This window comes from Streptomyces alboniger (genome assembly GCF_008704395.1).
Classification (GTDB): Bacteria; Actinomycetota; Actinomycetes; order Streptomycetales; family Streptomycetaceae; genus Streptomyces; species Streptomyces alboniger.
Window position 1 is genome coordinate 45,821 of sequence record NZ_CP023695.1, and the last position, 14,543, is coordinate 60,363.

6 protein-coding genes and 2 pseudogenes are annotated in these 14,543 nt (G+C 72.4%); 5 read left to right on the plus strand and 3 right to left on the minus strand.

Translation table 11 applies throughout. From position 1 onward, the window contains the following. Window positions 1-2: 2 nt before the first annotated feature. From CP975_RS36475 to CP975_RS00235, 5 genes and pseudogenes are all read left to right on the plus strand, one after another. Window positions 3-2,490: pseudogene (locus CP975_RS36475) on the plus strand (type I polyketide synthase); the annotation flags it as partial. Window positions 2,491-2,682: 192 nt separating this feature from the next. Then, window positions 2,683-5,319 (plus strand): annotated as a pseudogene (locus tag CP975_RS34870) (type I polyketide synthase); the annotation flags it as partial. Next, window positions 5,316-6,833: a type I polyketide synthase gene (locus CP975_RS00225; RefSeq protein WP_150476429.1), complete on the plus strand. Its 1,518-nt coding sequence runs from the start codon at window positions 5,316-5,318 to the stop codon at window positions 6,831-6,833. The pseudogene CP975_RS34870 and the gene CP975_RS00225, both read left to right, overlap by 4 nt. Next, window positions 6,773-10,384: a type I polyketide synthase gene (locus CP975_RS00230; protein WP_167532645.1), complete on the plus strand. Its 3,612-nt coding sequence runs from the start codon at window positions 6,773-6,775 to the stop codon at window positions 10,382-10,384. Before CP975_RS00225 ends, CP975_RS00230 begins: the two co-directional genes overlap by 61 nt. Beyond that, on the plus strand, window positions 10,381-11,619 hold the full coding sequence (locus CP975_RS00235; RefSeq protein ID WP_150476431.1) for an alpha-hydroxy-acid oxidizing protein: 1,239 nt from the start codon (window positions 10,381-10,383) through the stop codon (window positions 11,617-11,619). The genes CP975_RS00230 and CP975_RS00235 overlap by 4 nt, the downstream gene beginning before the upstream one ends. A gap of 70 nt (window positions 11,620-11,689) precedes the next feature. Here the strand turns inward: CP975_RS00235 and CP975_RS00240 are convergent, their stop codons facing one another. From CP975_RS00240 to CP975_RS00250, 3 genes are all read right to left on the minus strand, one after another. Continuing rightward, on the minus strand, window positions 11,690-12,982 hold the full coding sequence (locus CP975_RS00240) for an activator-dependent family glycosyltransferase (RefSeq protein WP_055527255.1): 1,293 nt from the start codon (window positions 12,980-12,982) through the stop codon (window positions 11,690-11,692). 59 nt (window positions 12,983-13,041) lie between these two features. Continuing rightward, window positions 13,042-14,256, minus strand: a complete 1,215-nt coding sequence (locus CP975_RS00245; protein WP_055527268.1) for a cytochrome P450 — start codon at window positions 14,254-14,256, stop codon at window positions 13,042-13,044. Between the two features lie 73 nt (window positions 14,257-14,329). Beyond that, window positions 14,330-14,542 (minus strand): MbtH family protein, encoded by a 213-nt coding sequence (locus CP975_RS00250; RefSeq protein ID WP_055527256.1) that lies wholly within the window; start codon window positions 14,540-14,542, stop codon window positions 14,330-14,332. Between the last annotated feature and the right edge of the window lies 1 nt (window position 14,543).

A 14,543-nucleotide genomic window follows, 5' to 3' on the forward strand; every position in this document is an offset into this window, starting at 1 on the left:
GCGAACCGATCGCGATCGTCGGGATGGCCTGCCGCTTTCCCGGCGGCGTGACCTCGCCCGAGGGCCTGTGGCAGCTGGTCGCCGACGGTGTCGACGCCATCGGCCCCTTCCCGCGCGACCGCGGCTGGGATCTCGACAACCTCTTCCACCCCGACCCCGAACACCCCGGCACCTCCAGCACCCGCGAGGGCGGATTCCTCTACGACGCCGCCGAGTTCGACCCCACCCTCTTTGGAATCAGCCCCCGCGAAGCCCTCAGGATGGATCCCCAGCAGCGGCTGGTCCTGGAGACATGCTGGGAGGCCATCGAGTACGCCGGCATCGACCCCACCACGCTGCGTGACACCCTGACGGGCACCTACTGCGGCCTCATGTACGCCGAGTACGGGACGCACAAGAAGGAAGCGTTCGCCATCACCGGCAGGCTGCCGAGCGTGCTGTCCGGCCGCGTCGCCCACGTACTGGGCCTGGTGGGTCCTGCCATGACTGTGGACACGGCCTGCTCCTCCTCCCTGGTCGCCGTCCACCTGGCCGCCACCGCGCTGCGCCGCGGCGAATGCTCCCTGGCCCTGGCGGGAGGGGCCACCGTCATGGTCAATGCCGCGCCCTTCGTGGAGTTCAGCCGTCAGCACGGTCTGGCCCCCGACGGACGCTGCAAAGCCTTCGCCGCCACCGCCGACGGCACCGCCTGGTCCGAAGGCGTCGGCATGCTCCTCCTCGAACGCCTCAGCGACGCCCACCGCCTGGGCCACCCCATCCACGCCGTCATCCAAGGCTCAGCCCTCAACCACGACGGCGCCGCCAGCGCACTCACCGCCCCAACGGCCCCTCCCAACAAGCCGTCATCCACGCCGCACTCACCGACGCCCACCTCACCCCCGACACCATCGACGCCATCGAAGCCCACGGCACCGGCACCGCCCTGGGCGACCCCATCGAAGCCCACGCCCTCCTCGCCACCTACGGCACCCACCACACCCCCCAACACCCCCTCCACCTAGGAACCATCAAATCCAACATCGGCCACACCCAGGCAGCAGCCGGAGTCGCCGGCATCATCAAAATGACCCTGGCCATCCACCACGGCCAACTCCCCAAAACCCTCCACACCGACCAACCCTCCCCCCGCATCGACTGGACCCAAGGACACCTCAACCTCCTCACCCACACCCAACCCTGGCCCCACCACAACCGCCCCCGCCGCGCCGCCATCTCCTCCTTCGGCCTCAGCGGCACCAACGCCCACCTCATCCTCGAACAACCACCCCACCCCCCACCACCCACCACGACATCAGCACCACCGCCGACGACAGGGACGGCTCCTTTCCCTGGCTGTTGTCCGGTCAGAGCGAACAGGCGCTGCGTGCCCGGGCCGCGCACCTGCACAACCACCTCACCGCCCACCAGGACCTGGCCACCGCCGACGTCGGCCACTCCCTGGCGACCACCCGGACCACCACACACACCCACCGCGCTGCCGTCCTGGTCACCGGGCGCGCCCAGGCCCTGCGCAGCCTCCAGGCCCTGGCCCAGGGGGAAGCAGCACCTGAGGTCCTCACCCGTAGCAGCACCTCGACAGCCGGCGCGACCGCCTTCCTCTTCCCCGGCCAGGGCAGCCAGTACCCGGGGGCCGGCCGCGACCTCCACGGCCGCTTCCCCGCCTTCGCCCGCGCCTTCGACGAGGCCTGCGCCCATCTCGATGCGCACCTCGAACACGCCCTCAAGGACGTCCTGTTCGCCGCGCCCGGCACCGCGCCATCCGCGCTGCTCCACCAGACCGCCTACACCCAGCCCGCGCTCTTCGCCCTCGAAGTCGCCTCCTTCCGGCTCCTGGAGCACCACGGGGCTGCCCCCGACCTGCTGCTGGGCCACTCCATCGGCGAGTTGGCGGCCGCCCATGTGGCGGGTGTCCTCGATCTGGCAGACGCCTGCACCCTCGTCGCCCACCGGGGCCGCCTGATGCAGTTGGCGCCGGCGGGCGGGCGCATGGTGGCCCTCGAAGCGAGCGAGGAGGAGATCCGCGAGGTGCTCGCCCTCCATGCAGGGCGGCTGGATCTCGCCGCCGTCAACGGGTCGCGGGACGTGGTCGTCACGGGTGACGCCGAGGCCGCCGAGGAACTCGCGCAGGACTGGCGCGCCAGGGGCCGCAGGGCCAGTGAGCTGAAGGTCAGCCATGCCTTCCACTCCCCCCACATGGACGGCCTGCTGGAGGATTTCCGTGACGTCGCCGCCGGGTTGAGGTTCCGCGAACCCCGTATACCGGTCGTCTCCAATCTCACCGGTCGCCTGGCCACCGCGGCGATGCTGAGGGACCCGGGTTACTGGGTGCGCCAGCTGCGCGGCACCGTCCGCTTTTACGACGGCGTGCGCTTCCTCCAGTCCCGGGGTGTCACCGAATACGTCGAGATGGGGCACGGGGTGCTGTCCCACCTGGCGCGCCGCAGCCAGGACCCCGGCTCCCCCGGGGTCGTGACGCCCCTGGTGCGCCGCGGCCACGACCCCCTCAGCACCGTCACCACGGTGCTCGCCCGGCTCGCTTTGAATGGTGCCCGGCTGGATCCGGGAGAGTCCTTCCCCGGCGGCCGCCGGATCCCCCTGCCCACCTATCCCTTCCAGCGTCAGCACTACTGGCTGAGCACCCCGGCCGCGGGCGAGGACGCTGCCCGCTCCCACCCGGTACTCGACGAGGCTCTGGAGCCGGCCGACGGGAGCGGGCTGGTGTTCACGGGCCGCCTGGACGCCGAGGAGATGCCGTGGCTGGCCGACCATACGGTGGCCGGGACCCCGGTGCTGCCCGGCGCGGGCATCGCGGAGCTCGCGCTCAGTGCCGCCCGCCGGGCCGGTGCGCAGCAGGTGGCCGAACTCACCCTGGAGCAGGCCCTGCCCGTCGCCGGGCCCACCGACATACAGCTGATCGTCGGCGCTCGAGGCGAGAACGGCTGCCGTCCGCTGGCGCTCTACTCCCGTGCGGCGAACACCCGCGGTGGCGCGTGGACCCGGCACGCCGGCGGAATGCTGTCGGACGCGGCGCCGGCGCAGGTGGCCGCACTGCGTTCATGGCCGCCGAGCGGGGCCTCACCTGTGCCGGTCGAGGACCTGTACCCGCGGCTCGCGGCGCGTGGTTACGCCTACGGCTACACCTTCCGGGGGCTGCGCGAGCTGTGGCGCGAGGGCAGCGATCTCTACGCGGTGGTGGCTGCGCGCGCGAAAGCGAGCCGTGACGGCTTCCGTCTGCATCCCGCCGCCCTGGACGCGGCGCTGCACGCGCTGGCCGCCGCCGAGGGGGACGAGTCCCGGCTCCTGGTGCCCTTCGCATGGCAGGGCCTGACGCTGCACGGGCCCGGCAACGGCCCGCTCCGTGTCCGTCTGCGGCGTGGCGCGAACGACTCCTGCTCCCTGCTCGTCGCCGACGAGGCGGGCGTCCCGGTCCTCAGTGCGGACAGGCTCGTCCTGCGCGAGTTCAAGCCGCCCGCCGCGGCCGCGGCGAGCGGCGGCGCGCTGTTCGCCCTGAACTGGACCGATCTCGCTTTCCACACGCCGTTGCTGAGCGGCACGTGGGCCGCGGTGGGCCCGGGCGCCGAGGCGGTGGCCGGCCTCGTGCAGGCCGGCCGGACAGCGGCAGGCGTCCACACCGGCCTCGACGACCTGCTCGACTCCCTCGACGAGGGCGCCGCGGTCCCCGAGGTCGTCCTCGCCTTCGTCACGGCGTCCCCGCCCAGCGGTAGCGGACCGGCCGGGGCCGCCGCCCGTGAGGTCCTCGCTCTCCTCCAGCAGTGGCTCTCCGACAGCCGGTTGGCCGCCGGCCGGCTCGTCCTGGTCACCCGGGACGCGGTGGGCGCGCCCGGCGACACCCGTGCAGACCCGGAGCACGCCGCCGTGTGGGGCCTGGTCCGCGCCGCGCAGTCGGAACACCCCGGGCGATTCGCGCTGATCGACATCGACGGCGCCCCCCAGTCCGTCCGCGGCCTGCTCAGGGCCGCCGCCTCGAAGGAGCCCCAACTCGCCCTGCGCGGCGGCCGCTTCCTTGCGCCCCGCCTACACCCTCACCGCCCGTCCCCCTGCGGCCACGCCCCCTTCGACCGGCACAGCCGTGTCCTGATCACCGGCGGCCTGGGCGCCCTGGGACGACTCATCGCCCGTCACCTGGTGGAACGCTACGGAGTTTCCCAGCTGGTGCTCGTCGGGCGGCGCGGCCCGCGCACACCCGGCGCGGCAAAGTTCGTCGCCGACCTGGAGGGCGCCGGCGTGCGCGTGACGGTCTCGGCAGGCGATGTCGGCGACCGCGCCGCCCTGGCCGCCGTCCTGGACGGCCTCGAGGAACCGCCGACCGCGGTGGTGCACGCGGCCGGCGTCCTTGACGACACCATCGTGCAGCGGCTGACCCCCGAACGCCTGGACGCCGTCCTGCGGCCGAAGGCCGACGCGGCCCTGCATCTTCATGAACTGACCCGGCACTGGGACCTGTCCGCCTTCGTGCTGTTCTCGTCCTTCTCCGGCACGCTCGGCCTGCCGGGGCAGGGCAACTATGCGGCGGCCAACGCCTACCTCGACGCACTGGCGCTGAAGCGCCGTGCCCAGGGCCTGCCGGCCACGTCACTGGCCTGGGGACGGTGGGAGGCCGGGGAGGGTCTCGGCAGCGGGCTGGGCACGCCGGAGCTACAGCGCCTGAGCCGCCACGGAGCTGCCGCGCTGTCGGTCCAGGACGGCCTGGCCCTCTTCGACGCCGCCGCCACGGACACCGCGACCGTCCTGCTGCCCGCCCGCCTCGACACGCGGGAACTGACCGCGGAGTCGGCCCCGCCGCTGCTGCGCGCGCTCGTTCCCGCCGCCACGACGCCCCGCCGCCCGGTGCCCGCCCCCTCGGCCCCGGGCGCGGCCGCCGCGCTGCGCCGCCGCCTGGCGGATGCGCCCCGTACGGCACGGCACCACCTTCTCCTTGAGGCGGTACGCGCCGAGGTGGCCGCCGTCCTCGAGCTGTCCGCTGCGGATCAGGTGCCGGTCGGCGCCCGCTTCCAGGACCTGGGCGTGGACTCCCTGACCGCGCTCGAACTGCATCAGCGGATCACCTCGGTGACGGGTGTGCGGCTGGCCTCGACGGCCGTCTTCGACCACGGCAGCCCCGCCGCCCTCACCGATCGTCTGATCGCGGAGCTCGCCGCCGAGAACGGCCAGGAGCAGAACCCGGCGGAGCAGAACCCCGAACCGCCGTACGAGGACACCTCCCTGGACACGATGAGCGCCGAGGAACTGGTCCGCCTGGCCTTGGGGACGCACCGCGGTGAACGCACCCCGGCACAGATCGAGGGAGAGTCCCGATGACGGCATCGCACGACGAACTGGTCGACGCACTGCGGGCGGCCCTGAAGGACAATCAGCAGCTTCGTGCCGCGGCCACCAAGGCGGAGCGGTACGTCGGCCCGATCGCCATCGTCGGGATGGCATGCCGCTACCCCGGCGGCGTCGAGTCCCCGCAGGACCTGTGGCAGCTGGTGATGGACGAGCGCGACGTGATCGGGCCGTTCCCCAAGGACCGCGGCTGGGACCTGTCCTCGCTGTACGACCCTGACGCGCGGGGGCCGGGGACGTCGTATGTCAAGGAGGGCGGATTCCTCGACGACGCCACTAGCTTCGACGCCGAGTTCTTCCGGATCTCGCCGCGCGAGGCGCATGCGATGGACCCGCAGCACCGGCTGCTGCTGGAGACCGCGTGGGAGGCGTTCGAGGACGCGGGGATCGTGCCGTCGGCGCTGCACGGCAGCCGCACGGGCGTTTTCGTCGGCACCATGTACGACGACTACGGCTACCGTGTCCTGCCCTCGCCGGCCGAGTACGAGGGCTATATGGCCCTGGGCAGCGCGAGCGGCTTCGCCTCCGGGCGTATCTCCCACAGCTTCGGGTTCCAGGGTCCTGCCATGACTGTGGACACGGCCTGCTCCTCCTCCCTGGTCGCCGTCCACCTGGCCGCCACCGCGCTGCGCCGGGGCGAATGCTCCCTGGCCCTGGCGGGAGGGGCCACGACCATGGCGACACCGGTGTCGTTCGTGGAGTTCAGCCGTCAGCACGGTCTGGCCCCCGACGGACGCTGCAAAGCCTTCGCCGCCACCGCCGACGGCACCGCCTGGTCCGAAGGCGTCGGCATGCTCCTCCTCGAACGCCTCAGCGACGCCCACCGTCTGGGCCACCCCATCCACGCCGTCATCCAAGGCTCAGCCCTCAACCACGACGGCGCCGCCAGCGCACTCACCGCCCCCAACGGCCCCTCCCAACAAGCCGTCATCCACGCCGCACTCACCGACGCCCACCTCACCCCCGACACCATCGACGCCATCGAAGCCCACGGCACCGGCACCGCCCTGGGAGACCCCATCGAAGCCCACGCCCTCCTCGCCACCTACGGCACCCACCACACCCCCCAACACCCCCTCCACCTAGGAACCATCAAATCCAACATCGGCCACACCCAGGCAGCAGCCGGAGTCGCCGGCATCATCAAAATGACCCTGGCCATCCACCACGGCCAACTCCCCAAAACCCTCCACACCGACCAACCCTCCCCCCGCATCGACTGGACCCAAGGACACCTCAACCTCCTCACCCACACCCAACCCTGGCCCCACCACAACCGCCCCCGCCGCGCCGCCATCTCCTCCTTCGGCCTCAGCGGCACCAACGCCCACCTCATCCTCGAACAACCACCCCACCCCCCACCACCCACCAGGACGAGAACACGGGTGGCAGGGACGCGGCGCCGCTGCCCGTGGTCCCCGTCCTGGTGTCCGGGCACAGTCCGGCCGCGCTACAGGCACAAGCCCGCCGGGTCCTGGACTGGCTGACCGCCGCGCAGGCCGCTCCCGCGGACCTTGTCGACGTCGGTTTCTCGCTTGCCACCACCCGCAGCCACCTCGCGCACCGCGCGGTCCTGCTGCCCGAAGAGGAGGGCGGCCTGCTGGAGGGGCTGCACGCCCTGGCGGCGGATCCGGACGGCGCCGACGCCATACGCGGGCGGGCCACCGAGGGGCGCACCGCCCTCCTGTTCTGCGGGGACGGCCTTGAACGCCCCGGCACCGGCCGGGAGCTGTACCGGACGTTCCCGGCTTTCGCCTGCGCGTTCGACGCGGTCTGCCGTGAACTCGACGGCCACCTGGACCAGCCCCTGCGCACGGTCCTCTTCGGTTCCCAGAGCGCGCTGCCCGAGCGCCCCGAACACGCACAACTCGCGCTCTTCGCCTACCACGTCGCCCTGTTCCGGCTGCTGGAGTCCTGTGGGGTCGCGCCCGTCGCCGTCCTTGGCCACGGCATCGGCGCGGTCTGCGCCGCTCATGCCGCCGGCGTGCTCGACCTCGCCGACGCGGCCCAACTCGCAGTGGCCCACAGTCGGTTGGCGAAGAAGGCGGCGGGAAGCGGAGCCGTGGCCGTCAAGAACCTGAGCTTTCGTGAGCCAGCACTCACGGTGGTCTCAAGCCTGACCGGACGGGCGATGCGGGATCACGAGTTCACCGACCCCGAGCACTGGGCCCGCCAGGCGGTGGAGACGTTCCGCTTCGAGGACGGCGTGCGGTGCCTGAGCGAGCTGGGATGCAGCCGGCTGGTGGAGGTCGGCCCGTCCGGTGACCTCACCGCCAGGGTCGCCGACCACTTCGCCGGCCAGGGCGCACCCACCGCGGTCGCGGCGCAGCGCGATAAGGAGCCCGAGGCCGCCGCTCTGGTAGGCGCACTCGCCCGGCTGCACGCGGTCGGCGCCGACGTCGACTGGGCCGGCGTGTTCGCGGACCGCGGCGCGCGTCGGATCCCGCTGCCCACCTACGCCTTCCAGCGGCGCCGCTACTGGATCGACGTACCGCAGCGCACCGCTGCCCGCCCGGCCGGTATCACCGATCTCGACCACCCGGTCCTGGCCGCCGCCACGGAGATACCGGCGCCGGAGGGGGTCATGTTCACCGGACGGCTCTCGCACGCCACGCTCCCCTGGCTGGCCGACCACCAGGTCGCCGGCAGGACCCTGCTGCCTGGCACCGCCCTGCTCGAGGCGGTGGTGAGCGCCGCCCGTGTGACGGGCGCCGACACGGTCGAGGAACTCGTCCACGAAGAGATCCTGGACGTGCCGGACGGCGCGGAGTTCGACCTGCGGGTCTTCCTCGCGGCCGCCGACGCCGACGGCCGCAGCGCGGTCACCGTGCACGCCCGCCGGGCGGACACCGAGGAGCCGGCCTGGTTCCGGTGCGCCCACGGCACCGTCGCCCGGCTCGGATCGCAGCTGGGCGCCGAGCCGCGGCGCGCCCTGCCCGCGGCGGCCGCGCCGCTCGACCTGGCGCCGCATGAGCTCTACCGCACCCTGGCAGAACGGGGGTTGGCGTACGGGCCGGCGTTTCTTGGTGTCGGCGCGATGTGGAGTGCGGGCCCGGAGATTGTCGCCGATGTGGCCCTTCCTGGCGTGGTGCGGCCTGCCACGCACGCCCTGCACCCCGTGCTCCTGGACGCCGCCCTGCACCCGCTCGCCGCCCAGGGTGGCGCGGGCCCCGGTCTGCTTGCGCACATCTGGCGGGACGTGCGGGTCCGGGCCGCCGCCGGCGCCGCGGCCCGGGCGCGGGTCCATCTGACGCCCGCGAGCCCCGAGGTGGTCTCGGCCGAGCTGACCGACCCCGACGGCAGGCCGCTGGCCTCGATCGGCTCTCTCGTCCTGCGGCCGGTCCCGGCCGCCGACGCCAGTCCTTTCGGCGCGCCGGAGCCGGAGGCCGAAAGTCTGTGGGTGCCGTACTGGACGCCGGTCCCCGAGCCGGCCGGCGTCGGGGCGCGCACGCCGTGGACCGGCCTCGCCGAGACGTTCGCCGCAGGGGGAGCACACCCGCGGACGACCGTGCTGAGGTGCCCGACCGACAGGGCCGCAACCCCGGCAGCGGTCCGGGAGCTGGTGCTGGAGGTGCTGGGCGCGGCGCAGGGCTTTTTGGCCGACGAGCAGGGGCAGGACTCCCGGCTGGTGGTGGTCACCCGCGGCGCCGTCGCCGTGGGGGACGAGCAGGAGGCCGGCATACGGCCCGCCCACCGCGCCGTGTGGGGGCTGATCCGCTCCGCGCAGGCCGAGCACCCGGGCCGGTTCGTCCTGATCGACGAGGACGGTACCGCCCCCTGCCGTGAGGCGTTCGCCGCCGCGCTGGCCTGCGGCGAGAGCCAGCTCGCGCTGCGTGAGGGGAGCGCGTACCGGCCGGCCCTTCGCAGCGCCGCCGACGCCCCGGTCCCCGGCGGTTCCTGGGACCCTACGAGAGCGGTGCTGATCACCGGTGGTCTTGGCTGGCTCGGCCGGATCACCGCCCGGCACCTGGTGGAGCAGCACGGTGTACGGCAGCTGGTTTTGATGGGGCGCGGCGCCCCCGGCCCCGACGCGGAGCGTGTCATCGCGGACCTGCGGGATCTGGGTGCCAAGGTCCGCACGGTGGCCTGTGACGCCGCCGACCGCGAGGCCTTGGCCGCCGTTCTCGACAGGCTTGCCCGCTCCGGTGTGCGCATCGGCGGTGTCGTCCATGCCGCGGGTTTCCTCCAAGGCGCTCTGCTGGCCGACCTGAGGGCCGAGGACCTCGACCGGTCGCTGCGTCCCAAGGTCGACGCGGCGTCTAATCTGCACGAACTGACCGCCGACCTGGACCTGTCCGCGTTCGTCGCCTACTCCTCGGTCGCCGGCACGCTCAACTCGGCGGGACAGGGCGCCTATGCCGCCGCGAACGGGTTTTTGGAAGGCCTGATGGAGCAGCGGCACGCCGCCGGCATGCCCGGCGTGGCCATCGTGTGGGGCCAGTGGGATGTGTCGGGAGGCATGGGCAGCACCCTCACGAACGCCCAGATCGACCGCATGGCCCGGGTCGGTGTCCTGCTGATACCCATCGAAGAGGGCCTGCGCTTCTTCGACGCGGCGGTGCACGGGACCGAGCCGGTGGTGGTGGCGGGCCGCTGGGATCGCAGCGCTCTGGCCGCACAGCACCGCGGCGGCACTCTCCCGCGCATCCTGGAGTCCCTTCTGCCCGCCGACGTCGGGACGCTGGGGACAGGGGAGGATCCGTTGTCGGCCGAGCCGCCGCACGGCCACGCGGACACCGCGGCCGCGGAAGGCGGCGGCACGATGTTGGAGCGGCTCCTCGCCGAGGTCGCCGAAGTGCTCGGCCACGCCTCCGCCGACGCGATCGACCCGGACGTCACCTTCGACCACGTCGGCATGGACTCGCTGGGGGCGGTGGAGCTGCGCAACCGGCTGATGGCCGCCATCGGGCTGCGCCTTCCGGCCACTTTCGTCTTCGACTGGCCAACCCCCCGGCTCCTGGCCGATGTCCTCGGTCAGGAGCAGCCGTCCGACGCACGGGCCACCACCGAGAACGGAAACGGAACCCCGATGCCATGACCGAGCACACCCGCACCGCCGCCCCGGCCGGCTGGACGAGCGCGTCCGACCTGGTGCGCGAGATATATCTGGCGGGCCCCGAGGGCCGCAAAGGCCAACTCACCACCGATCTGACGGCGTTGGAGGACGCGGCCCGTGCGGTCCTTGCGCCCGCGGTGTCCGCCTTCGTGGCCGGCGGCGCCGGAACCGGAGCCACGGGGCGCGCCAACCGGGACGCTTTCGACCGGTGGCGCCTGCTGCCCCGGGCACTGCGCGGCGTCACGCGGCGCGACCTGACAGTGGACCTCCTCGGCCGGCCGCTGCCCGCACCGGTGCTGTTGGCGCCGATCTCCGCACAGAGTGCCGTGCACCCCCAGGGGGAGCTCGCCACCGTCCGGGGCGCGGCCGACGCCGGGCTGCCGTTCGTGCTGTCCTCCTACTCCTCGCACAGCCTGGAGGAGGTGGCCGCGGCTGCCGGGCCGGGGCCCCGCTGGTTCCAGCTGTACTGGCCCTCGGACGACGACCTGGCCGCCTCCCTGGTCCGCCGGGCCGAGGCGAGCGGCTACACGGCGCTGGTCCTCACCGTCGACAATCCCTCCGTCGGCTACCGGCCCGCGGACCTCGATCACGGCTACCTTCCGCTGATAGGCGGCACCGGGCTCGCCAACTACACGAGTGATCCCGTATTCCGGGCGGCGCTGCCACCGGATGCCGGCCCCGAGGCGGTCGTCAGGCACTGGGCCCGCGTCAACGGCAACCCGTCGCTGACCTGGGACCGGCTGAACCAGCTGCGCGAGTGGACGAGTCTTCCCCTCCTCGTCAAGGGGGTCCTGCACCCCGACGACGCGCACCTCGCCGTGGCCAACGGGGCGGACGGTGTGATCGTCTCCAATCACGGGGGACGCCAGCTGGACGGCGCGGTGGCTTCCCTGGACTGCCTGCCCGCGGTGCGCGCCGCGCTCGGCGGCGCCGTCCCTGTGCTGATGGACTCCGGTGTGCGCACCGGCACCGACGTCGTCAAGGCCCTGGCCCTCGGCGCGGACGCCGTCCTGCTGGGCCGGCCCTATCTGTACGGGCTGGCGCTCCAGGGGCGTGCCGGGGTGCGGCACGTCCTGCGGTGCCTGCTCGCCGAGCTCGATGTCGCGCTGACGCAGCTGGGCTGCGGCAGCGCCCGCTCCCTCGGCCCGGAGCTGCTCGCTCCTGCGGGACCTCTGGGCGGCGGGCCGCGGCCGGCAGCTCGTCAGGATCGCTCGTAGTGCGAAGGGCGCAGCAGCGGTGGGGGGAGGGCTGCTTGCGCGGACTGTGAGGTGATTAGCCGCGCATACGCTAGCGGTTGACGATCCGTTCCAGTTCCCGGACGACCTCGGCGGGCGAGGGCTGCGCTGCCAGCTCCTGGCCGAGCCGTGCGGCGGCCTGCCCGAACGAGGGTTCCTCCAGCAGCCGCACCACCTGCTCGCGCACCCGCGCACCCTCCAGCTCCTCGGGAGCGTCCCCCCTGATCCACAGGCCGGCCCCGGAGCGCTCCAACCGCGGGCCGCGCTCGCCGATGTCCGTCATGGCGCGGCCGATCACCAGCTGCGGCACCCCGTGGGCGATCGACTCCAGGAACCCGGGCACGCCGCCGTGGTGGATCACGGCCGAGCACGAGGGGACGACGGCGTGCAGTGGAACGAACTCCACCAGCCTGGTATTGCCCGGAACCCGCTCCAGCTCCCGCTGGAGCTGCTCGGGCAGCGTCACCACCAGCTCGATATCCACATCGGCCAGCGCATCCAGCATCCCCTGCATCTGCTCCAAGGAGAGCGCGGCCGTCGCCGGGTCCGTGGCCAGACTGAGTCCGTAGGTGGCAAGCACGCGCCGCTTATCCGGAGCGCGCCGGGCCCAGTGCGGTATGACCGAGGGACCGTTGTAGGGGACATAGCGCAGCGCGAGATGCGGCGACGGCGACTTGAGCCGCATCGAGCCGAGCATCTGCTCGATCGTGAACTGCCCGGTCACCATCTCCTCGGAGAACTCGCCGCCGAACTTGTGCGCCCACTGCCCCAGCCAGTCCCCCAACGGGTCCTCGCGCTCTTTCGGCTCCTGCTCCTGGCGTACCCGCAGGAAGTGCCGGCGGGCGCGGTCCTCGACGGCCAACTCGGTGCGCATGCGCCCGTGCGGCACGTTGGCCGCCGTGGCCGCGATCGCGCCCGCGTGGCTCAGCCAGTCCCACAGCACCAGGTCCGGCTGCCACCAGCGGCAGTACTCCACCAGCTCCTCGACCATCGCGTCATTGGAGGCCCGCGAGGTGGCGGCCAAAAACCGGCTCCCCCACCGCAGGCGCTCCCAGGTGAGGACCTCTTCGCGGTCCTCGCATACGTCGATCAGGATGTCGTTCTGCTCGCCATGGGCTTCGACGAGCTTGTGGTAGACCTCCCCCTGCTCGCGTTCGACCTTCTCGAAGACGGGCTCTTCGGGGCCTACCGGTACGGCCGGCAGACCCGAGGCGGTGACGGCGTCCGTCAGCTCGGGGCCGCTGGCGACCCGGACCTCGTGTCCCGCCGCCTGAAGTGCCCAGGCCAGCGGCACCATGTGCTGTAGGTGGGTTCGCCAGGGGAAGACTACGAACAAAACGCGCATGGCGCTTTCCTCCTTCGGAGCGAACTCAATGCAGGTTCGCCGGCTGCGCGGGTATCGGCCTAGTCGGTGAGCATCTGGAGTTTCGACACTGCCAGCAGGTCATCCAGCCCCAGGAACTCCGGGCGCTGGTCCGGGTCCGCCCGCAGGCCGGGGTATCGGTCAAGGAGCATCCGCAGGCAGACGCTGCTCTCGAGGCGGGCCAGCGGGGCGCCGATGCAGAAGTGGATTCCGCGGCCGAACCCCAGGTGCGGATTGGGGTCGCGGCCGGGGTCGAACTCGTCGGGCCGCTCGAACACCCGCTCGTCCCGGCTGCCGGCGCCGAGCCAGAGCCGGACCAGGCTCTTGCCCGGTATCTTGACGCCGGCCAGCTCGGTGTCCTCGGCCGTCGCACGGACGGAGGCCGCGAGCGGGCCGAGGAACCGCAGGGTTTCCTCGGCGGCTCCCGGGATGAGGTCCGCATTGGCCCGCAGCCGGGCGAACTGCTCGGGATGGGCATCCAGGCACAGCAGCATGTTGGCGATCGTCGCGCTGGTGGTGAGGTGCCCTGCGACGAGGAGTTCCCTGGAGAAGTTCACCACCTGGTTGTCACTCAGGCGCTCGCCGTCGACCTCCGCCTCCACCAGCCTGGTCAGCAGGTCCTCGCGCGGTGTGACACGCCGTTCGGCCGCGTGGGCGCGCAAGTACTCCATCAGTTCGGGCACTTGTCCCATGGCGGCCGCGATGTCCTCGTCCTCGCGCTGCGTGCCGCCCGCGCCGTCCTTGACCGCGTCTTCCACGTTCACCTCGCCGGCGGCGGTGAGGATGGTGTCCACCCACTGCTTGAAGAGGTCGCGGTCGCTGCGCGGGACGCCGAGCATGTCGGCTATCACCATTACCGGCATCGGATACGCCAGGTCTGCGACCAGTTCCAGGCGTCCTTGGTCCTCCGCCCGGTCGAGGAGCTGACCGGTGACCTCAGCGATCCGCGGTTCGAGATCGGCCACCAGCTTCGGGGTGAACGCACGGCTGACAATCTTGCGGAGCTTGGTGTGCTTGGGCGGGTCGGCCGCGCTCAATGCGCCCTCGCTGAGGGTCTCGCCCTCGGGCGCCCCGAACAGCAGGGCTTCCACATTGGACGAGTACACCCGCGGATCGCCGTAGACCTCCAGGATCTCGGCGTGACCGTAGACATGGACCACGCCGCTCTCGTCCACCTTGACGGGCTGCTCCGGCCGGTGACCCCACATCCAGAAGAACGCGGGGTTCACTTGCCAGCGGTCGGCGAGCTGTGTCATCTCCATCCCTTCTGTTGCTCGTTCTGTACGGACGCCGTACGCGCACCGTACGGACGCCGTACGGGCGCAGGTGCTACTCGCCCATGGCCAGGCGCAGGCTCCTGGGCCGCAGATCGGTCCAGTTCTCCTCTATGTGGGCAAGGCACTTCGGCCGGTCCTGCGGACCGAAGGCGATCCGCCAGCCGTCCGGGATGTGTGCGAAGGACGGCCAGAGGGAGTGCTGTTCCTCGTCGTTCACCAGGACGTAGAACGTGCCGTTCTCGTCGTCGAAGGGGTTCGTGGTCACG

What these genes read in the sequence shown, in the direction of transcription:
- CP975_RS00225 (WP_150476429.1), top strand. Translation starts at nt 5,316, where the DNA reads ATGACGGCATCGCACGACGAACTGGTCGACGCACTGCGGGCGGCCCTG.
- CP975_RS00235 (WP_150476431.1), top strand. Translation starts at nt 10,381, where the DNA reads ATGACCGAGCACACCCGCACCGCCGCCCCGGCCGGCTGGACGAGCGCG.
- CP975_RS00240 (WP_055527255.1), bottom strand. Translation starts at nt 12,982, where the DNA reads ATGCGCGTTTTGTTCGTAGTCTTCCCCTGGCGAACCCACCTACAGCAC.
- CP975_RS00245 (WP_055527268.1), bottom strand. Translation starts at nt 14,256, where the DNA reads ATGACACAGCTCGCCGACCGCTGGCAAGTGAACCCCGCGTTCTTCTGG.